Origin of the sequence: Curtobacterium sp. MCBD17_028 (genome assembly GCF_003234875.1) — a bacterium.
In the GTDB taxonomy this organism is placed as follows: Bacteria; Actinomycetota; Actinomycetes; order Actinomycetales; family Microbacteriaceae; genus Curtobacterium.
The window spans coordinates 143240-164336 of the sequence record NZ_QKTQ01000005.1 but is presented as its reverse complement, the minus strand read 5'-3'; the positions used below and the strand labels follow the sequence as shown (position 1 = coordinate 164336).

At 72.4% G+C, this 21097-nt stretch carries 15 protein-coding genes, 1 tRNA gene and 1 other RNA gene; 13 read left to right on the top strand and 4 right to left on the bottom strand.

Features of this window, described 5'->3' with window-relative positions; all coding sequences use genetic code 11:
• The first annotated feature begins 46 nt into the window (after nt 1-46).
• The 5 genes from DEI86_RS08485 (at nt 47) to DEI86_RS08460 (ending at nt 7120) form a co-directional block, all read left to right on the top strand.
• Nucleotides 47-1411, top strand: a complete 1365-nt coding sequence (locus DEI86_RS08485) for a cystathionine beta-synthase (protein WP_111027063.1) — start codon at nt 47-49, stop codon at nt 1409-1411.
• 79 nt (nt 1412-1490) lie between these two features.
• Complete coding sequence (locus DEI86_RS08480; RefSeq protein ID WP_111013525.1) at nt 1491-2642, top strand: cystathionine gamma-synthase; 1152 nt, start codon at nt 1491-1493, stop codon at nt 2640-2642.
• On the top strand, nt 2639-4030 hold the full coding sequence (locus DEI86_RS08475; RefSeq protein ID WP_111049294.1) for an MFS transporter: 1392 nt from the start codon (nt 2639-2641) through the stop codon (nt 4028-4030). Before DEI86_RS08480 ends, DEI86_RS08475 begins: the two co-directional genes overlap by 4 nt.
• Before the next feature lie 75 nt (nt 4031-4105).
• Nucleotides 4106-4747 (top strand): hypothetical protein, encoded by a 642-nt coding sequence (locus DEI86_RS08470; RefSeq protein ID WP_181439736.1) that lies wholly within the window; start codon nt 4106-4108, stop codon nt 4745-4747.
• Between the two features lie 381 nt (nt 4748-5128).
• Nucleotides 5129-7120, top strand: coding sequence for a protease pro-enzyme activation domain-containing protein (locus DEI86_RS08460; protein ID WP_258372043.1), 1992 nt, complete (start codon nt 5129-5131; stop codon nt 7118-7120).
• Between the two features lie 125 nt (nt 7121-7245).
• Here the strand turns inward: DEI86_RS08460 and DEI86_RS08455 are convergent, their stop codons facing one another.
• Complete coding sequence (locus DEI86_RS08455) at nt 7246-7815, bottom strand: TetR/AcrR family transcriptional regulator (protein ID WP_111009461.1); 570 nt, start codon at nt 7813-7815, stop codon at nt 7246-7248.
• 188 nt (nt 7816-8003) lie between these two features.
• On the opposite strand from DEI86_RS08455, the gene DEI86_RS08450 reads away from it, so the two are divergent.
• Nucleotides 8004-9254, top strand: a complete 1251-nt coding sequence (locus tag DEI86_RS08450) for a multidrug effflux MFS transporter (protein WP_111009462.1) — start codon at nt 8004-8006, stop codon at nt 9252-9254.
• Between the two features lie 35 nt (nt 9255-9289).
• On the opposite strand, the gene DEI86_RS08445 is transcribed toward DEI86_RS08450, so the two are convergent.
• The gene (locus DEI86_RS08445; RefSeq protein ID WP_111013522.1) at nt 9290-9928 is read right to left on the bottom strand and encodes a hypothetical protein; all 639 of its coding nucleotides are present in this window, start codon (nt 9926-9928) and stop codon (nt 9290-9292) included.
• A gap of 295 nt (nt 9929-10223) precedes the next feature.
• Nucleotides 10224-10311, bottom strand: a tRNA-Ser gene (locus DEI86_RS08440).
• A gap of 111 nt (nt 10312-10422) precedes the next feature.
• Between DEI86_RS08440 and pta the strand changes: the two genes are divergently transcribed.
• Complete coding sequence (pta, locus tag DEI86_RS08435; protein WP_111036798.1) at nt 10423-12543, top strand: phosphate acetyltransferase; 2121 nt, start codon at nt 10423-10425, stop codon at nt 12541-12543.
• On the top strand, nt 12540-13739 hold the full coding sequence (locus DEI86_RS08430; protein ID WP_111049292.1) for an acetate/propionate family kinase: 1200 nt from the start codon (nt 12540-12542) through the stop codon (nt 13737-13739). Before pta ends, DEI86_RS08430 begins: the two co-directional genes overlap by 4 nt.
• Before the next feature lie 155 nt (nt 13740-13894).
• On the opposite strand, the gene DEI86_RS08425 is transcribed toward DEI86_RS08430, so the two are convergent.
• Entirely contained in the window at nt 13895-14566 is a 672-nt protein-coding gene (locus tag DEI86_RS08425) for an SDR family oxidoreductase (protein WP_111049291.1), read from the bottom strand.
• Nucleotides 14567-14632: 66 nt separating this feature from the next.
• Here DEI86_RS08425 and ffs point away from each other — a divergent pair.
• The 5 genes from ffs to DEI86_RS08400 all read left to right on the top strand — a co-directional run bounded on the left by ffs (nt 14633) and on the right by DEI86_RS08400 (nt 21093).
• Nucleotides 14633-14729: signal recognition particle sRNA small type (ffs, locus tag DEI86_RS08420), an RNA gene on the top strand.
• A gap of 645 nt (nt 14730-15374) precedes the next feature.
• Complete coding sequence (locus DEI86_RS08415; protein ID WP_111049290.1) at nt 15375-18026, top strand: DNA polymerase III subunit gamma and tau; 2652 nt, start codon at nt 15375-15377, stop codon at nt 18024-18026.
• 2 nt (nt 18027-18028) lie between these two features.
• A complete protein-coding gene (gene recR / locus DEI86_RS08410) occupies nt 18029-18628 on the top strand; it encodes a recombination mediator RecR (RefSeq protein WP_111049289.1) in 600 nt (199 codons plus the stop codon).
• A gap of 134 nt (nt 18629-18762) precedes the next feature.
• Entirely contained in the window at nt 18763-20028 is a 1266-nt protein-coding gene (locus DEI86_RS08405) for an aspartate kinase (RefSeq protein ID WP_111013516.1), read from the top strand.
• A 12-nt stretch (nt 20029-20040) separates the two neighbouring features.
• Nucleotides 20041-21093, top strand: coding sequence for an aspartate-semialdehyde dehydrogenase (locus DEI86_RS08400; RefSeq protein ID WP_111009470.1), 1053 nt, complete (start codon nt 20041-20043; stop codon nt 21091-21093).
• The last annotated feature ends 4 nt before the right edge of the window (nt 21094-21097 follow it).

The window sequence follows — 21097 nt, the reverse complement described above, 5'->3', positions numbered from 1 at the left end:
GACCTGCCAGGTCATGCGGCAGGGGCACGACGTACACTCGATGACCGTGCGCTACGCCAACTCCGTCATCGACCTGGTCGGGAACACCCCGCTCGTCCGCCTCAACTCGGTGACCGCGGGGATCGCCGCGACCGTCCTCGTCAAGGTCGAGTACTTCAACCCGGGTGGCTCGGCCAAGGACCGCATCGCCACCCGGATCATGGACGACGCCGAGGCGAAGGGGCAGCTCGGACCGGGCGGCACGATCGTCGAGCCCACGAGCGGCAACACCGGCGTCGGTCTGGCGCTCGTCGCCCAGCAGCGTGGGTACCGGTGCGTCTTCGTCCTTCCCGACAAGGTCGGCGAGGACAAGCGCAACGTCCTCACCGCCTACGGTGCCGAGATCGTCATCACCCCGACCGCCGTGCCGCCGGAGCACCCCGAGTCCTACTACTCGGTCTCCGACCGCCTGGTGCAGGAGATCCCCGGCGCGTTCAAACCGAACCAGTACGCCAACCCGAACGGGCCGCGCAGCCACTACGAGACGACCGGCCCCGAGATCTGGCGGGACACCGACGGGACGATCACGCACTTCGTCGCGGGCGTCGGAACCGGCGGCACGATCAGCGGGACGGGACGGTACCTCAAGGAGGTCTCGGAGGGCGGCGTGCGCATCGTCGGTGCGGACCCCGAGGGCAGCGTCTACTCCGGCGGCACCGGACGCCCGTACCTCGTCGAGGGTGTCGGTGAGGACTTCTGGCCGCCCGCCTACGACGGCAGCGTCGTCGACGAGGTCATCGCGGTCTCGGACGCGGAGTCGTTCGCGATGACCCGCCGCCTCGCCCGCGAGGAGGGCCTGCTCGTCGGTGGCTCCAGCGGCATGGCCGTCGTGGCCGCCCTCCGTGCCGCGCGAGACCTCGGACCGGACGACGTCGTCGTCGTGCTCCTGCCGGACGGGGGCCGTGGCTACCTCGGCAAGATCTTCAACGAGCGCTGGATGCGCTCGTACGGATTCGTCGAGACCGAGGACGAGCGCACGGTCGGCGCACTCCTGCAGGCCAAGACCGGCGCCCTGCCGGACCTCGTGCACGCCCACCCGTCGGACACCGTGCGCGACGTCATCGACATCATGAAGACGTACGGGGTCTCGCAGATGCCGGTGCTCTCGGCCGAGCCGCCCGTCGTCATCGGCGAGGTCGTCGGCGCGATCGAGGAGCAGGAGCTGCTCGAGGCCGTGTTCACGGGCGCGGCCCGCATGACCGACTCGCTGTCGGCCTCGGTCGGCGACCCGCTGCCGATCATCGGCATCGGTGAGTCCGTCACGGCCGCCCGCCGTGCGCTCGAGGACACGAACGCCCTGCTCGTCGTCGAGGACGGCAAGCCCGTCTCGGTCGTCACCCGCCACGACCTGCTCGCGTTCCTGTCCGCGTAGCCGTTCCCGGCCCCGCTGGGCAGCCCCTCCGTGGAGCCGTCCGACCATCCACCCCGCCGTCATCACCAGGAGTCATCCCATGGCCGAGTTCTCCACCCGCGCGATCCACTCCGGGCAGGAGCCCGACGAGCGCACCGGTGCGGTGGTCCCGCCCGTGTTCCTCACCTCGACGTTCGTGCAGGACGGCATCGGGCGGATGCGCAACGGGTACGAGTACTCACGGTCCGGCAACCCCACACGTGACTCCCTGCAGGAGCAACTCGCCGACCTCGACGGCGGTGTCCGCGCGTTGTCGTTCTCGTCCGGCCTCGCCGCCGAGGACGCCCTGCTCCGCGCCGTCCTCGCGCCGGGCGCCCACGTCGTGATGGGCAACGACGTCTACGGCGGCACCCATCGCCTCGTGAACCGCCTGCACGTGCCGTGGGGGGTCGAGCTCACCACCGTCGAGATGAGCGACCTCGACGCGGTGCGCGCCGTCCTCCAGGCAGGGGAGCCCGGCCGCACGGTGGTGCTCTGGGTCGAGACGCCGACGAACCCCCTGATGAAGATCGTCGACATCGCCGCGCTCGCCGCGATCGGGCACGAGGTCGGCGCACTCGTCGTCGTCGACAACACGTTCGCGTCCCCGTACCTCCAGCAGCCGCTCGCGCTCGGTGCCGACGTCGTCGCGTACTCCACCACGAAGTACCTCGGTGGCCACTCGGACGTGGTGGGCGGTGCGATCGTGCTGCGCGACGAGGAGCTCGCCGAGCGCGTCGGCTTCGTGCAGTTCGCCGCGGGAGCGATCTCCGGGCCCATGGACGCCTGGCTGACGACCCGGGGCATCAAGACGCTGGCGGTCCGGATGGAACGGCACTCGGCGAACGCGCAGGCCGTCGCCGAGGCGCTCGTCGGGCACCCGGCGGTCGAGCGGGTGTTCTACCCGGGCCTCGAGTCCCACCCGGGTCACGCGATCGCGGCGAAGCAGATGCGCGGGTTCGGCGGCATGCTGTCGGTCGCGCTGACGGGTGGTCCGGAGGCCGCACGTCGGTTCGCCGAGTCCACCGAGGTGTTCCAGCTCGCGGAGTCGCTCGGTGGTGTCGAGTCGCTCATCGGATACCCGAGCGAGATGACCCACGCGTCGGTCAAGGGCACGGAGCTCGCGGTGCCCGAGCACGTGGTCCGCCTGTCGGTCGGCATCGAGGACGTCGCCGACCTCGTGGCCGACGTCGAGCAGGCCCTGACGCGGTGACCATCCCGCCCGGGCGCGCGGCGAGGCCGGGGCGCGCGGGCATCCTGGGACGCGGATACGTCCTGCCGACCGTCGGCATGGTCGCGATCGTCGCCGTCAGCGCGTTCCAGAACCTGGCGATGGCCACGATCATGCCGGTGATCAGCCGCGACCTCGACGGCGAGGCGCTGTACTCGCTGGCCTTCGCCGCGCCGCTCGCCGCAGGGGTGCCGGGCATGGTGGTGGCCGGCACCTGGGCGGACCGGTCGGGGGCACGCGTGGTCACGATCGTCTCCGCGCTGCTCTTCGCGCTCGGCACGGCGATCGTGGCCCTGGCGGGGTCGATGCCGGTGTTCCTCGGCGGACGCCTCGTCGAGGGCTTCGGCGCGGGGGCCCTCACGGTCGTGCTGTACGTCATCGTGTCGCGGATCTACCCCGAGCACCTGCACGGACGGATCTTCGCGGGCTTCGCCGGCGCGTGGGTCGTGCCGGGCCTCGTCGGTCCGGCGGCCGCCGGTGTCGTGACGGACACGTGGGGCTGGCACTGGGTGTTCGTCGGCGCGCTCGTCATCGCCGTCGGTTCGTTCGTCCTCCTGCTGCCGAGCCTCCGGCGTCTCCCGGTCCCCGACGTCGCGGACCGCCCAGCGTGGCCGGGCCCGCGCATCGCCTGGTCCGCCGTCGCGGCCGTCGCGGTGCTCGGGCTCAACACCGCCCCGGACCTCGCCGGCGCACTCGGGCCCCTCGTGCTCGCCGTCGGACTCGTGGTCGCGGTGGTCGGGCTGCGCCCCCTGCTGCCGGTGGGGACGTTCCGGGTCGCACCGGGCCTCCCGGCCGTCGTCGTGATGCGCGGCGTCGCCGGCGCCGCCTACATGGGCAGCGAGGTGTACCTGCCGTACCTGCTCCAGGCGCACCACGGGTTCAGCCCGTCGGCGGCCGGTGTCACCCTGACCCTGGCGGCGATCAGCTGGGCCGCCGCGAGCTGGGCCCACGGCCGGATCCCGGAACGGGTGCTCACGGCGCGCCGCACCTTCAGCATCGGACTGACGCTCGTGGCGCTCGGGCTGCTCGCCGCGTTCGTCGTCGCCGTCACCGGTGTCCTGCCGGTCGTGACGATCGCCGGGTGGTTCGTGGCGGGTGCCGGCATGGGGATCGTCTACCCGCGGACCTCGATGCTCACACTCCGGCTCAGTGACCGTGCCGACCAGGGATCCGCGAGTTCCGCCCTGGCGATCGGGGACGCCACCGGCGCGGTCGTGGGGCTCGCGATCACGGGCGTCGCCTTCGCGGCGTTCGGGGGTCGGGCGGCCACCGTGTCGTTCGCGGTGGTGTTCGGCGCGATGACGCTCGTGGCGCTCGCCGGCCTGGCCCTCGTCCGCCGCGTCGGGCCCGTGCCCGCCCCGCGCGGGTGACGGAGCGGGCGACGCGGCGGTGCCGGCCGTCCCGCCGTGTGTAGCGTGGGGCGCCGGGCGACCAGGGAGGACGTGATGCGGCGGGGCAGGACGGTGGCCGTGGTGACCCGGTGCGTCATCCTCGCCGCGGTGGTCGCGGTCGGGCCGGCCGCCTGCGCGGCGGAGGACGGCACGACCCCGACGCCGGTGCGGAGCACGGACCTCACGGGGGCCGACGGCGGGTTCGACGAGCACGCGCGCATCGCCGTCGTGGTGCCGGCGGGCGCATCGGCCAGCGGCACGCGCGGAGCCAAGGCCGACGCGACCGCCGACGCGACACCCGGCGCGACGCGGCCCGGCGCGACCGCCACACCCACGCCCGGACTCGACGGGGCCTTCCGATCCGCGCTCACTGCATCCGGCTACGTGCCGGACGTGCGCATCGCCTCCCGTCCGGACGCGCAGTCCGCGGCGATCGTCGCCGCGGCGATGGCCGGGGCGAAGGTGGTCGTGGTCGAAGCGGTCGACCCGACGGCGTTGGCCGCGGCGGTCCAGCGCGCGCAGGACGCGGGCGCGCTGGTGGTCGCGATCGGGGAACCCCTGCGGAAGGGGGGCGCGTCACGGCCGGTCGTCTCGGACTTCCGGCTCCCGGTGGGGAGCAGCGATGCCGACCTCGTCCGCCGAGTGGTCCGGCTCACCGACCGGCTCCAGGAGGGACGCCGCCCGTCCGGGGAGTGAGCGCCGTCGGACGTCGTCCGGCGACGGGCATCCGTGGCACGCTCCGGCTGGTGGCTGGTGGCTGGTGGCTGGTGGCTGGTGGCTGGTGGCTGGTGGCTGGTGGCTGGTGGCTGGTGGCTGGTGGCTGGTGGCTGGCGGCAGCTGGCAGGGGCCCGGATCGCTCTGGGCGTCCTCCCAGCCGTGCTGCCCACCGATCGCATCGTCGCCTGCCTCCGCGCGGCGCGGCGCTGTGCGTCCGCTCAGGGTCCGGACCACGCCCGGGGCACGGCGACCGTCCCGCGATGTGCTGACTGTCCTGCCGGGGACCCCCCAGATTAGGGTCAGCACACGAATCTCCTGGAGCTCCCTGGGTCTCCTGGACAACGGTCAGAGAGGACAGTAGTGCCAACTCCCAAACTCACCCCTCATCGACGAGTCCTCGTCGGTGTCATCGCCGCGGCGTGCGTCGCCGGCACCTCGCTCCTCGCCGCGGCCCCCGCCAACGCGGCCACCCGTGCGCCGCTGGGCAACTCCGTCCCGTCGTGGGCGACCCACGCGAACGACAGCGGGACCGTCGCCGCCGACACGAGCGTGGAGGGCGAGGTCTACCTGCCGCTCCGCGACCTGGCCGGGGCGACCGCCCTCGCCACGGCGGTGTCGACGCCCGGCAACCCGCAGTACCGCACGCCGCTGTCGCCGGCCGCGTGGATCGCGAAGTACGCGCCCACCAAGGCCGACGTCGACCAGGTGACGAGCTACCTGCGCGCGCAGGGCCTGACGATCTCGGGCGTCCCCGCGAGCCACCAGTACGTGGTCTTCCGCGGTCCCGCTGCCACGGTCCAGAGCGTCATGGGCACGACGCTCCACGAGTACCGCCACGACGGTCGCTCGCTCGTCGCGCCGTCCTCCACGCCGTCCCTGCCGACCGCGATCGCGGCGAAGGTCTCCGGTGTCAGCGTCGACCAGGGCCGGTTCACCACGCGTCCCGAGATCGTCGGCCAGGGGCAGACGCCCGCCGCCACCACACCGTCGCACGTGTTCGCTCAGTCGACCACGGCGCCGGCCGCGGTGAACGCGCAGTGCTCGGCCTACACCGGGCAGCACACCGCGACCGTCCCGGCCGCGTACGGCACGACCACCGTCGACACCTTCAACTGCGGCTACATCCCGTCGCAGCTGCGGTCCGCCTACGGTGTCTCGGCGCTCGAGGCACGGGGCGTCCAGGGCCAGGGGCAGACCGTCGCGATCATCGACGCGTACGCGTCGCCGACGATCATCCACGACACGAACACCTACTCGGCCAGCCACGGCGAGCCCCAGCTGACGAGCAGCACGTTCTCGCAGAAGATCCCGTCGGTGTCGCAGTTCACCGACCAGGAGGCCTGCGCGGAGCCGAGCGGCTGGCAGGGCGAGGAGACGCTCGACGTCGAGTCCGTGCACGCGGTCGCGCCCGCGGCGTCGATCCTGTACGTCGGTGGCACGAACTGCGGCGGGGGCCTGGACATCGCGATGTCCCGGATCCTCGACGGCGGCCTGGCCGACATCGTCAGCAACAGCTATGGCAACACCGGCGAGGACGTCCCGCTGTCGACCCTGCAGGGCGAGGAGAACATCCAGCTGCAGGCCGCCGGCGAGGGCATCGGCCTGTACTTCTCGAGCGGTGACAACGGCGACGAGACGGCGGCCCTCGGGCAGCCCGAGCCGGACTTCCCGGCCTCGTCCCCGTGGGTCACGGCGGTCGGCGGGACGAGCCTCGGCATCGACGCGGCGGGTCGCAAGGCCTACGAGACCGGCTGGGGGGACACGCTCGACAAGATCGTGTCGACGAACGGCACGGACTCCTACGCGGCACCGCTGCCCGGCAACCTGTTCGGTGGCGGCGCGGGTGGCGGTGCGAGCACGTACTTCGCCCAGCCGAGCTACCAGAAGGGCATCGTCCCCGCCGGTCTCGCGAACGGCAAGCGCGTCTCGCCGGACCTCGGGGCGCTGGCCGACCCGTACACCGGGTTCTCGATCGGCATCCGCCCGATCAAGGACGACAGCACGCTCGCCGCGGCGGCCTACGAGACCGAGACCTACGGTGGGACCTCGCTCGCGTCGCCGATCACGGCGGCCCTGATGGCGCTCGTCCAGCAGACGACCCACTCGCGGATCGGGTTCGCGAACCCGACGCTCTACGCGGTCGACCGCGTGGCCCCGTCGCTGTTCAACGACGTGACCCCGCCAGCCTCGCCGATCGCGCTGGCGTACACGAGTGCCACGAGCGGGAACAGCTACCTGGTCACGCTCAACACGGACACGTCGCTCACGACCGCGCGCGGCTACGACGACGTCACCGGCCTCGGCTCGGTGTCGTTCGACCTGCTCACCGCGCTCGCGAAGGCGAAGGTCTAGTCGACCGGTCCGACGCACCTCCGCGGGTGCACGAGACGCCGGGTCCCCACGAGGGGCCCGGCGTCTCGCCGTTCCGGCCGGGAGGCCCGGAGCGCCCCGTCAGGCGACCCGCGGGCCTGGCGGGGTCAGCGCCACCAGGCGGGGAGGGACGCGGTGATCGTGTCGACGAGCGCCTTGCGTGACCGCCGCGGACCGGCGACCCAGACGGTGATCGCGCCGACGAACCCCTGTGCGACGAACCCCGCGGCGACGTCGTGGAGGACCTCGGGCCGGTCCTCGGGCGCCATGCCGGCGATGTGCGCGACGCACGACACCCGGAAGTGCTCGGCGAGCAGCCGATGCAGCGAGGCGTCGTTCGGGTCGGGGAGTGCCCACCGGTAGATCTCGCGGTGCGCGACGATGTGCTCGACGACGGCGCTGATGCCCCTGCGGGTGATCGTGCTCGGGTCGGCGCCCGGGACCTCGCGGAGCGCGGCGTCCTCGTCGCGGATGCTGTCGAGCTCGGGCGTCAGGACGTCGGCGAGGAGCGAGCCGGGGGAGACCGCGTGGGAGTAGAAGGTCGCGCGGTTGATGCCCGCGGCGCGCGTGACGTCCGCGACGGTGATGGCGGACACCGGCCGGTCGGCCGCGAGCCCGAGGATGGCCCCACGCAGCGCCGCCGTGGTGTGCAGGATCCGCGCGTCGACCATGGTCATCACCCCTCTGTGGACGCCCCGACGCTACCAGGAGGGCGGGTGGCGGGGCCGGTTCGCGCACGGGCGGCGCCGATGCACGCAGAAGCGCGGCCCGCCGTGCGCGGGCCGATGCGGACCCGTAGCATTGGTCCCGGACCCGAATCGATTCGACCGGCGACCACCCCTCACCCCGGAAGGCCCTCCTCCCCGTGACCGCCCCTGCCACCGGCGCCCTGACCGTCGTCCACCCCGGCGACGCTCTGCGTCGCTCCCAGCGCCTCGTCTACGTGGTCGTCCTCGGCGCGCTCACGGCGCTCGGGCCGTTCACGATCGACCTCTACCTGCCCGCGTTCCCGTCGCTCGAGCGTGCCTTCGACATCAGCGCCGGAGCGGTGCAGCTCACCCTCACCGCCACGACGGTCGGCTTCGCCGTCGGCCAGCTCCTCGTCGGGCCGTGGAGCGACCGCGTCGGGCGGCGGCTCCCGCTCATCCTCGCCACGTCCCTCCACATCGTGGCCTCGGTGGCCGCGTCCCTCGCGCCGAACCTCGAGACGTTGGCCGTGCTCCGGTTCCTCCAGGGGATGGGCGCCGCGGCGGGCGTCGTCGTGGCCATGGCCATGGTGCGCGACCTCTTCGGGGGCATCCCGCTCGTGCGCATGCTGTCGCGGTTGGCGATGGTGAACGGGCTCGCCCCGATCCTGGCCCCGCTCATCGGCTCGCAGATGCTGCGCGTCGTCGACTGGCGTGGGGTGTTCGTGTTCCTGGCCTGCTACGGGGCGGTGGTGATCATCGCGATGATCAGCCTCATCGTCGAGACGCTCCCGCGCGAGCGCCGCCACGACGTCGGACACGCGTCGGTACGGGACCGGTACCGCGCACTGTTCTCGGACCGGGTGTTCGTCGGCGTCGCGCTCATCGGAGCGATGGTGTTCAGCGGCCTGTTCTCGTACCTGTCGGCGTCGCCGTTCCTGTTCCAGCAGGTGTACGGCCTCAGCACCCAGCAGTACGGCGTCCTGTTCGCGGTCAACTCGTTGGGCGTCGTGATCGGCGTGCAGGTGTCGTCGCGCCTCGCACGGCGCGTCGGCCCGCAGTGGATCCTCGCCTGCTCCACCGCCGTCCTGCTCGTCAGCGCGGTCGCCATCGCCGTGTTCGACTCCGTCGGGGTGGGGCGCGCGGGCGTGTTCGTGCCCCTGTGGTTCTTCATCTGTGCGTGTGGGTTCTCGTTCCCGCAGATCCAGGTGCTCGGGCTCGCAGCCCACGGCAAGGAGGCCGCGACGGCGGCGTCACTGCTCGGCGCGATGAACTTCGGCGTGGCCGGCATCATCTCGCCGGTCGTCGGCCTGCTCGGCATCGGCTCCGCCGTGCCCATGGCCGAGGTCATGGCCGCCACCGCCGTCGTGGCCGTGTTCGTGCTCTGGTTCGTGGTCCGGCCGCGCACGGTGCCGGCGCTGTCGCACTGACCCCGGATCCGCACCGCCGAGGGTGCGGCCCGACGTCAGTGAGCGATGCGTCCCGCGGTCTCCGCGACGAGCGCCAGGACCACGAGCGACCCGACCCCGACCGCGATCGCGAGGATCGCCATCGGCCGCTCGTACCAAGCGCGACTCTGCGGGTACAGGCGGTGGAACTCCCGCAGCGGCATGGGCTTGGTGAGCTCCGTGACCCGTGCGTCCAGTGCCTCGGCGAGGTGCCCGAGCGCCGTGTCGTCCCACAGCACGCCCCGCATCCGGAAGAGCGGATGGCCGGACTCGGTCAGCGCGACGAGCTGGCGGGTCGTGCGGTCCACGGACGGACCGAACGTCGTCGCGAGCACGACCCGGTGCACATGCGCACGGTCGAGCACGACGCGTGGTCCGAGCAGCCCGCGCATCTCGACGTGGTGCGAGCCGACGCCGGCGTACACCGTGCGGAACCGGACCACGAGCAGCGAGGTCAGCACCGCCGCGACGACCGCGACGGTGCCCACCGGCGCGACGAACCCGAGCGGGAACGACACCCACACGAGCGCGACCGCGAGTGGCACCGCGGAGAACAGGATGCTCAATGCGGTGCTCCGCAGGAACGCCCCGCTCGGCCGCACCACGAGGTGCGCCCTCCCCGGCGTCGCCCTGACGCGTGCCGTCGTCTCCCCCACGGATGCTCCTCGCCCCTCACGGTCCGGCGGCCACCGGGAGCCGTCCCGGTGGTCCGACGCGACGCCCCTGCCGCTGCCGGATCTCGGCCGTCACCGGTGACGGAGCGGCCTGCGAGCGTCAGCCTAGGGCCTGACCCCCGCGCCGTCCCAGCGTTGTGGGGGTGATCTGCGGATCCCCGCGACGTGGGGTTCGACCGGGTCCGGCAGGTGGGGGACCGGAGCTCCGGTGCGGGCGGTGACGGGCCTCCCGGGCGCGCAACGCGAGGGGCGACGGACGGGAATCGACGGTCGATCGTGGCGGAGGATGGGGGATTCGAACCCCCGAGGGCTTGCACCCAACACGCTTTCCAAGCGTGCGCCATAGGCCACTAGGCGAATCCTCCGGGCGTCGCCCTGTGGCGACGACACCCCATGGTACAGGTCCGGAGGCGGGCCGACGACCGCGGCACCGCGCCCTGGGGCGGCACCCGGCCCCCCGGTCCTATCCTGGGGAGGTGTCGACCCGCATCTACATCACGTCAGCAGAAGGGCACACCGGCAAGAGCACCGTGGCCCTCGGGGTGCTCGAGACCCTCGCGCGGACCGTCGGCCGGGTCGGCGTCTTCCGGCCCGTGGCGCGGTCGACCGCCGAGCGGGATTACGTCCTCGAGCTGCTGCTCCAGCACACATCGGCGGGCATCGACTACGACGACGCCGTGGGGGTGACCTACGAGGACGTCCACGCGGACCCCGACGGGGCGCTCGCCACGATCGTGAACCGGTTCGCGCTCGTCGAGCGGCAGTGCGACGCGGTGGTCGTCGTCGGTTCCGACTACACCGACGTCGGCAGCCCGACCGAGCTGTCGTACAACGCGCGCATCGCGGCGAACCTCGGCGCACCGGTCCTCCTCGTGCTCGGCGGGCGGAGCAGCTCCGAGCGCGGCGCCCGGACCGGCGACGACGTCCGACAGATCGCGGAGTTGACCACGAGCGAACTCCGCGCCGCCCACGCGTCGTTGCTCGGGGTCGTCGCGAACCGCACCGCGCCGGAGCGCATCGACGAGGTCGTCGCCGGCATCCGCAGTGCGATCGCGACAGAGCACCCGGGCACGCCGGTCTGGGCGATCCCCGAGGACGCCGTGCTCGTCGCCCCGACGGTACGTGCCGTGCTCGCCGCGACGGACGCCACCCTGGTCAGCGGTGACGAGGCCCTGCTCGACCGCGAGGCCCTCGGCACGGTGGTCGCCGCCATGAGTATGGAGAACGTTCTGCCCCGGCTCATCGAGGGCGGGATCGTCGTCGTCCCGGGCGACCGCACCGACGTCCTCATCGCGACGCTGCTCGCGAACGACTCGGAGACGTTCCCCTCGCTCGCCGGGGTCGTCCTCAACGGCGGGTTCGAGACCTCGCCGCAGATCCAGCGCCTCCTCGAGGGTCTGTCGAGCACCCTGCCCATCGCCCGCAACGGGCTCGGCACCTACGACACGGCGCTGCGGATCACGCAGACCCGGGGGCGCCTCGCGGCGGACTCGCCGCGCAAGACCGACCTCGCCCTGTCGCTGTTCGAGCGGCACGTCGACGCGGACGAACTCCTCGCCCGGCTCGAGGTCGGACCGTCGTCCGTCGTGACGCCGCTCATGTTCGAGCACGGTCTGATCGACCGCGCTCGGGAGCTCCGGAAGCGCATCGTCCTGCCCGAGGGGGACGACGACCGGATCCTCCGGGCCGCATCGACGCTCCTGCAGCGCGACGTCTGCGACCTCACGATCCTCGGGGACCCGACGGCGGTCCGCACCCGCGCGGCCGAGCTCGGGCTCGACCTCGACGCCGCCGACGTGGTCGACCCCTCCGCCGAACCGCTCCGTGAACGGTTCGCCGAGGAGTACGCCCGTGTCCGCGCACACAAGGGCATGACCGTCGAGCTGGCGCGCGACCGGGTGACGGACGTGTCCTACTTCGGCACGCTCATGGTGCACCTCGGCCTCGCCGACGGCATGGTGTCCGGAGCCCGGCACACCACCGCGCACACGATCCGCCCCGCGTTCGAGATCATCAAGACCCGGCCCGACGTGTCGATCGTGTCGAGCGTGTTCCTCATGGCGCTCGCCGACCGCGTCCTCGTGTATGGCGACTGCGCCGTGGTGCCGGACCCGACCAGCGAACAGCTCGCGGACATCGCGACGTCCAGCGCGGCAACCGCCGCGCAGTTCGGCATCGAACCGCGCGTCGCCATGCTCAGCTACTCGACCGGGGACAGCGGATCCGGGGCGGACGTCGACAAGGTGCGGGCCGCCACCGCGTTCGTCCGCGAACGGCACCCCGAGCTGCTCGTCGAGGGCCCGATCCAGTACGACGCCGCCGCCGATCCCACCGTCGCCCGCGCCAAGATGCCGGACTCGCCGGTCGCCGGCCGCGCGACGGTGTTCATCTTCCCGGACCTCAACACCGGCAACAACACGTACAAGGCCGTGCAGCGGTCCGCCGGCGCGGTCGCGATCGGGCCCGTCCTGCAGGGGCTGCGCAAGCCGATCAACGACCTGTCGCGCGGCGCACTCGTCGGGGACATCGTCAACACCGTCGCGATCACCGCCATCCAGGCCGGGACCAGCGCCGAACCCAGGAAGCAGGCATCGTGACCACAGCACTCGTCGTCAACTCCGGATCGAGCTCCTTCAAGTACCAGCTCATCGAGCTCGAGGGGGAGCGCATGCTCGCGTCCGGGCTGGTCGAGCGCATCGGGGAGTCCTCCGGCGCCACCAAGCACACGAACGCCCTGACCGGCAAGTCCACCTCGAACGACGACGCCCACGTGCCGGACCACGCCGCCGGGTTCCGCGCGATGCTCGACGCTTTCGCCGCCGTCGGACCCTCGTTCGACGACGAGCCGCCCGCCGTCGTCGGCCACCGAGTCGTCCACGGCGGCACCGACTTCGACCGCGCCACCGTCATCACGCCCGAGGTCGAAGCGCGGATCGACGCCCTGTCCGCCCTCGCACCGCTGCACAACCCGGCCAACCTCGAGGGTATCCGGGCCGCACAGCACGTGTTCGCGGACGTGCCGCAGGTCGCCGTCTTCGACACCGCGTTCCACCAGACCATGCCGCCGGAGGCCTACACGTACGCGATCCCGGCGGACCTCGCGCAGTGCTACGCGATCCGGCGGTACGGCGCGCACGGGACGAGCCACAAGTACGTGTCCGAGCAGACCGCGGTGTTCCTCGGCCGCCCGCTCGAGCAGCTCAAGACGATCGTCCTGCACCTCGGCAACGGGGCGTCCGCCGCCGCGATCGACGGAGGGCGCAGCATCGAGACGTCGATGGGCCTGACGCCGCTCGAGGGGCTCGTCATGGGGACCCGCTCGGGCGACCTCGACCCCGCGATCCTCATCCACCTGCACCGCGAGGCAGGCATGTCCTTCGAGGACCTCGACACCATGCTCAACAAGCAGTCGGGCCTGCTCGGACTCACCGGGAACGGGGACATGCGGGACGTCCAGAGCGACGCGTCCGAGGGTGACGACCGGGCGGAGGCGGCGCTCGCCGTCTACCGACACCGGATCCGCCGGTACGTCGGCGCGTACACCGCCCAGCTCGGCGGCCTCGACGCCGTCGTGTTCACGGCGGGTGTGGGCGAGAACAACGCGCTCCTGCGGCGCCGGGTCCTGGCCGGGCTCGAGCACCTGGGGATCGAGGTCGACCACGACCGCAACGACCTGCACTCCAGCCGTGCGCGGCGGATCTCGACCGACCGCTCCCGGGTCGCGGTGCTCGTGATCCCGACGAACGAGGAGCTGGAGATCGCACGGCAGTCCGCCGCTGTGGCACTGCACTGATCTGCCGGACTCGCGGGCTCGCCCGGCGTCCGCGTCGGCGTCGTGGCGCCGCCGGCGCGTCCCCAAGATCTCCAGCGCGCGCCGCTGCTGCCGCCCGGGCTGATGCGGCCGTGACCCGCCGCCGCCTCAGATGCGGGCCGTGGCGCGCCGCCGCCTCAGAGCGCCGCGAGCGCCTCGTGGATCGGCACGTCGCCCGACGTGAGCTCGAACTGGCGACCGATCGCGGCACCCGCGAGCAGGGCCTCCAGGACGATCGCCGCGACGTCGGCCCGCGAGACGGAACCACGGGGCACCTCGGTGCCGGCGCGGACGGTGCCCTGGCCCGGGGTGTCGAGGAGACCTCCGGGACGCACGATCGTCCACTGGAACCCGCGTGCGCGGATGTTCGCGTCCGCCTCCGCCTTCGCCCGCAGGTAGACCTGGAACACCGCGCGGTCGTCCGCGGCAGGCAGAACCGCCGTGGCCGGGTCGTACGAGTCGGCGCCCATGGCCGAGATGAGCACGTACCGCGGCACCGAGACCCGCGAGGCGGCGTCGGCGAGCAGGATCGCGGCGTCGCGGTCGACCGCGAACTTGCGTTCGGCACCGCTGTTCGGTCCGGCGCCCGCCGCGAACACGACGGCGTCGGCCTGCTCGAGGTCCACCGCCAGGTCGTCCTCGTCCATCTGCTCGAGATCCCGGACGATCGCGGTCGCGCCGGTGGCCTCGACGTCGGCGACATGCGCCGGGTTGCGGACGATCCCGACCGCGTCGTGTCCCGCCTGCGTGATGAGCCGTTCGAGCAGCAGGGCGATCTTGCCGTGTCCTCCGGCGATGACGATCTTCATGCCTCCACTGAACCGCCCGCGGCTGAGTGCGCGTCGATGAACGGGCGAGGCGTCCGCTAGACTGTCGGCGGCTCCTCACGTGACGCCATCCAGGCCAACTCCCCCAGGGCGGAAACGCAGCAAGGGCAACCGGGCTCTGGCGGGTACGTGGGGAGTCTTCTCGTTCCGCCGCCGCCCGCTGGAACCGGTCGATCACGGTTGCTCGGAGACCGCTGCAGGGGACCGGTGGCGCTGTCCGGCGTCCGGCGCGGACCGCCACGGCCGGCACCGACCCTCCGTTCCCCGAGTCCGGTCCGCGGTGCGCGTCCGTCGGATCGGTTGCGGCCGCTGGGCAGCGGCGCGGACGCGGCCCTGACACGCATGAGGGAGCGGCGGACGAGGATGACCCGAACATCGTCGTCCGCCGCTCCGAGGGGCCGGGGCGGCGATGACCCGAACACCGACGCGCCCCGGCTTCCGGGGGCCGAGGCTCCCGGAGCCCGCGATCAGGCGCTCGTCGTGGTGCCGTTCCGAGCCCGGCCAGCCGTCCGCGCCACGGTGGTCCGGACGATCGTCCGGCGCAGCGTGCACGACAGCGTCAACCGCTCATTCATGAGCTCGACTCCTGATCCTGATCCGCCACGGATGGTCCTGCGATGGTCGGTCGCGCCGTGGCCGTACGTGGACGATACCGCTCCACGGACTGATCGGTACACCCTTTCTGGGTCGACGTCCAGGTTCGCCAGCGAGCGCCGGGACCACGAGCTGACATCGCCGGGGTCTGTGGAGAGCGACCCCCGGTGTCGGCGGCGCCGATTACCCTGGTGGCGTGGTCACCGCCTTGTATCGCCGTTACCGGCCCGAGAACTTCGCCGAACTCATCGGCCAGTCGCAGGTGACCGATCCGCTGCGGACAGCACTCCGGGCAGACCGCGTCAACCACGCCTACCTCTTCAGCGGACCGAGGGGTTGTGGCAAGACCACGTCGGCACGGATCCTCGCGCGGTGTCTCAACTGCGCTCAGGGCCCGACGGACACGCCATGCGGAGTGTGCCCGAGCTGTGTGGAGCTGGCACGGGACGGCGGCGGGTCGCTCGACGTCATCGAGATCGACGCAGCCAGCCACAACGGCGTGGACGACGCACGCGACCTCCGCGACCGCGCCGTGTTCGCCCCGGCACGCGACCGCTACAAGATCTTCATCCTCGACGAGGCCCACATGGTCACGCCGCAGGGGTTCAACGCACTCCTCAAGTTGGTGGAGGAACCACCGGAGCACGTCAAGTTCATCTTCGCGACGACCGAGCCCGAGAAGGTCATCGGGACCATCCGCTCGCGGACCCACCACTACCCGTTCCGGCTCGTGCCGCCGGCGTCCATGCTCGAGTACGTCGAGCAGCTGTGTGCGCAGGAGTCCGTGTCGGTGGCGCCCGGTGTCCTGCCGCTCGTCGTCCGGGCCGGCGGGGGATCGGTTCGGGACACCCTGTCGCTCCTCGACCAGCTGATGGCCGGGAGCGAGGACCGCACGATCGCCTACGACCGCGCGGTCGCACTCCTCGGGTACACCGATGCCGCCCTGCTCGACGACGTCGTGGACGCGCTCGCCGTGGCGGATCCGGCCTCGGCGTTCTCGGCCGTCGACCGCGTCGTGCAGACAGGTCAGGATCCGCGTCGCTTCGTCGAGGACCTGCTCGAACGGCTCCGCGACCTCATCGTCGTCGCCGCCACCAACGAGGGCGCTGCGGCCGTGTTGCGCGGAGTCTCGCCCGAGGAACTCGAGACGATGACGCGGCAGGCGGCCGTCTTCGGCGCGGTCGGGCTCTCGCGCGCGGCCGACATCGCGAACCGTGCGCTCACCGAGATGACCGGCGCGACGTCGCCCCGCCTGCACCTCGAACTCATGGTGGCGCGGATGCTCGTGCCGGAGAGCGATGACAGCCAGCGGGGCGCCCTGGCGCGCGTCGAGCGCCTCGAGCGTCGCGTCGGCGTCGGTGACGCCGGGGGCACGACCGGTTCTGCGCCCGTCGCTGTCGTCACGTCAAGCGCACCGGCTGCCGCACCCGCGCCGGCGCCGGCGCCGACGCCGGCCGCGCCGACCCCGGCTTCGACCCGTGCCACCGCTGCTGCTGCCCCGGCCAGCGCGTCCGGGACCGAACGGGCCGACGATGACGAGCAGCGCGCGGTCCCCGGCGCGGTCGAGGTCGTCCCCACGACCGGCAGCGCGCCCTCGGGTGCGGGCTCGCCCTCGTCGACCGGTGTCGGCGCGGCGCTCGCGGCCTCGCCGGCGGTCCGGGCCGTCGGCGAGCTGGGCGTGCAACAGGTGCGGGACAGCTGGCCGCAGGTCGTCGAGCACGTGCAGCGCGCTCGGCGGTCCGCCTGGATGGTCGTCGTGACCGCGCAGGTGACCGCCTTCACGGACGACGTCCTCACACTGACGTTCCCGAGTCAGCAGGACGTCGCGTCGTTCAAGCAGATGACCGACCCGAAGGACAGCGTCAGCGAGTACCTCCGGGCCGCCATCCTCGATGTGCTCGGCGTCCGTGTGAAGTTCGTCGCTCGCGGGCCGGCACCCGCTGGGTCGAACCCGGACGCGGGACGGCCCGCATCCGAGCGTCAGACGGTGCCGGAGCGTCAGGCGACACCCGAGCGTCAGGCGGTGCCGGAGCGTCAGGCGACACCCGAGCGTCAGGCGGTGCCGGAGCGTCAGGCGGTGCCGGAGCGTCAGGCGACACCCGAGCGCCAGTCGGCGCCCGAGCGCCAGTCGGCGCCCGAGTCCGCACCGGCGGCGCCGACGCGTGACGGCGCTCGCGGATCCTCCGAGCAGAGCAGCGCACAGGTGCCGGCCTCAGCCGGGGGATCGGCGCCAGCAGCCGCGCCTGCTCCGTCCCGAGCATCCGCAGCCGCGCCGGCCCCCGCGCCCACCGGCCCGGTCACCGACTGGGTGGTCGCGACGATCCCGGCGTCCGATCCCACTGCAGATGCCGTCCCGGACGACGTCGAGCCGTCCTGGGCCGCGCCCTTCGGGGTGGCGTCGAGCCCGGACGGCACGGCACCGGCCGCCGTCGCGCCGGCCGGACGGACGGGCGGTGCGCCCGCGGGTGCCCCGACGAGCGCGCCCGCTGCCGGTGCCGTCCGTGGTCCGGCCAGCACCCCGGCTGTCGCAGGCGGACCGAGCGACGTGCCGGTCGACGACTACCCCCTCGACGACGAGCCCTACGACGACGGAGCGCCGTTCCCGGACCCGGGCCCGTCGGGTCGATCCGCCGCGGGGCCCGTACCCACGGGAGGACGAGCACCGTCGGCATCCGCACCCCGCGGGGGCGGCACCCCAGCTCCCGCCCGGACGGCCCCGTCGGCGCCCGAGCGGCCCGCCCGTGTGCCGGTCCCCGGACGCTACGGCGAGGCGGTCGTCCGTGAGATCCTCGGGGCCCAGTTCATCGAGGAGACCACGCTCGACAGCAGCGGGTCCGGAGGCTTCTGACCATGTACGACGGCATCGTCCAGGACATCATCGACGAGTTCGGCCGTCTGCCGGGGATCGGTCCGAAGTCCGCGCAGCGGATCGCGTTCCACATCCTGCAGACCGAGTCGTTCGACCCGACGCGCCTCGCGGAACTCCTCATGACGGTCAAGGAGAAGGTCCGCTTCTGCGAGGTCTGCGGGAACGTGACCGAGACCGAACGCTGCAGCATCTGCCGCGATCCCCGCCGCTCGCCCGCGGTCATCTGCGTGGTCGAGGAGGCCAAGGACGTCGCCGCGATCGAGCGGACCCGTGAGTTCCGCGGGCTGTACCACGTGCTGGGCGGCGCGATCAGCCCGATCGACGGCGTCGGCCCCGACGACCTCCGCATCCAGGGTCTGCTGACGCGGCTCGCGGACGGCATCGTGGACGAGGTCATCATCGCGACCGATCCGAATCTCGAGGGCGAGGCCACGGCCACCTACCTCAGCCGGCTCCTCGTGCCGATGGGGGTCCGGACGACGCGCCTCGCTTCCGGACTCCCGGTCGGTGGGGATCTCGAGTACGCCGACGAGGTCACGCTCGGACGCGCTTTCGAGGGGCGCCGGCTCGTGGGCGGTTGACCCGGGCCTCCCGGTCGACGGGTGCCGGTCGGCGACCACCCGGGGTCCTGCGTGCGGCGTGCACGCGACGCAACAGTCCGAGGACACTCGGTAGAATCGGCGGACCGCGTCCGTGGGAGTCCAGGAGTTCGTCAGTGGCATTGATCGTGCAGAAGTTCGGTGGCTCGTCCGTCGCGGACGCCGAGAGCATCAAGCGCGTGGCCAAGCGGATCGTCCAGACGAAGAAGGCCGGCAACGACGTCGTCGTGGCCGTCTCCGCGATGGGCGACACGACGGACGAGCTCCTCGACCTCGCGAACCAGGTCACCCCGTTGCCGTCCGGTCGCGAGCTGGACATGCTCCTCACCGCGGGCGAGCGGATCTCGATGGCGCTGCTCGCGATGGCGATCAAGAGCCTCGGGGTCGAAGCCAGCTCGTACACCGGCAGCCAGGCGGGCATGCTGACCGACGCCCAGCACGGCCGTGCCCGGATCGTCGACGTCACCCCGAAGCGCGTCCGTGAGGCCCTCGACGCCGGGCACGTGGCGATCGTCGCGGGGTTCCAGGGCTTCAACCGCACGACGGGCGAGATCACCACCCTCGGCCGCGGTGGCTCCGACACGACCGCCGTCGCCCTGGCCGCTGCCCTCGGTGCCGACGTGTGCGAGATCTACACCGACGTCGACGGCATCTTCAGCGCCGACCCGCGGGTCGTCCCGAAGGCGCGCAAGATCGACCGCATCACGAGCGAGGAGATGCTGGAGCTCGCGGCCGCGGGCGCCAAGGTCCTCTACATCCGCGCCGTCGAGTACGCCCGGCGGCACGGCGTCACCCTGCATGTCCGGTCCTCGTTCAACAACACCGAGGGCACCATCGTCTACAACCCTGCCGAGGGGGAGTCCGTGGAAGAACCGATCATCACCGGCATCGCCGGCGACCTCTCCGAGGGCAAGATCACGGTGGTCGGCGTGCCCGACCAGCCGGGCAAGGCGGCCGAGATCTTCACGACCGTCGCCCGGGCCGGCGCGAACATCGACATGATCGTGCAGAACGTCTCCGCCGCGGCGACCGGCCGCACCGACATCTCGTTCACGCTGCCGAAGTCGCAGGGCTCCGGGGTCCTCACCGCGCTCGAGGCCTCGAAGGCGAGCATCGGCTACGAGACCGTGCAGTACGACGACCAGATCGGCAAGCTCGCCCTGGTCGGTGCCGGCATGCGGACGAACGCCGGGGTGTCGGCGCAGCTGTTCCGTGCGCTCCACGAGGCCTCGATCAACATCGAGATGATCTCGACGAGCGAGATCCGAATCTCGGTCGTCACGCGGGCCGACACCCTGAACGAGGCGATGCGCGTCGTCCACTCGGCGTTCGGTCTCGACGCCGACGTCGAAGCCGTCGTCTACGCCGGCACCGGCCGGTAGACAGGAGACACCATGAGCGAGCTCACCGTCGCCGTCGTCGGCGCCACAGGGCAGGTCGGCACGGTCATGCGCCGTCTGCTGGAGGACCGTGCCTTCCCCGCCACGACGGTCCGGTTCTTCGCCACCGCCCGCTCCGCAGGCACGACGTTGCCGTTCCGGGGCGAGGACATCGTCGTCGAGGACTCGGCGACCGCGGACCCGACGGGCATCGACATCGCCCTGTTCTCCGCCGGGGCATCGGGATCCCGGACCCTGGCACCGCGCTTCGCCGCCGCGGGGGCGCTCGTCATCGACAACTCGAGCGCCTGGCGGATGGACCCGGATGTCCCGCTCGTCGTGAGCGAGGTCAACCCGCATGCGATCGACGAGGCACGCAAGGGCATCATCGCGAACCCGAACTGCACGACCATGGCGATCATGCCGGTCCTCAAGGTGCTCGATGCCGAGGCCGGTCTGCGCCGGCTCGTCGCGACGACGTACCAGGCCGTCTCCGGCAGCGGCCTCGCCGGTGTGGAGGAACTGCTCGGGCAGGCCCGGGCGGCGCTCGAGCAGGACGCCGCGGCCCTCACGCACGACGGCTCCGCCGTGACCTTCCCGGAGCCCACGAAGTACGTCGCGCCGATCGCCTTCGACGTCATCCCCCTCGCGGGCAGCATCGTCGACGACGGCTGGGGCGAGACGGACGAGGAGCAGAAGCTCCGGAACGAGAGCCGCAAGATCCTCGAGCTGCCCGACCTGCTCGTCGCGGGGACCTGCGTCCGGGTCCCGGTGTTCACGGGGCACTCGATCTCGGTGAACGCGGAGTTCGCGCGCCCCCTGACGCCGGAGCGAGCGTCGGAGGTCCTCGCCGCCGCACCGGGCGTGCAGTTGTCCGAGGTCCCGACGCCCCTGCAGGCCGCCGGCGCCGACCCGAGCTTCGTCGGGCGGATCCGGACGGACCGCTCGGCACCCGAGGGGCACGGGCTCGCCCTCTTCGTCAGCAACGACAACCTCCGGAAGGGTGCTGCGCTCAACGCGGTCCAGATCGCGGAGGCGGTGCTCGCCCGCCGCGCGGTCGTCGCCTGACCCA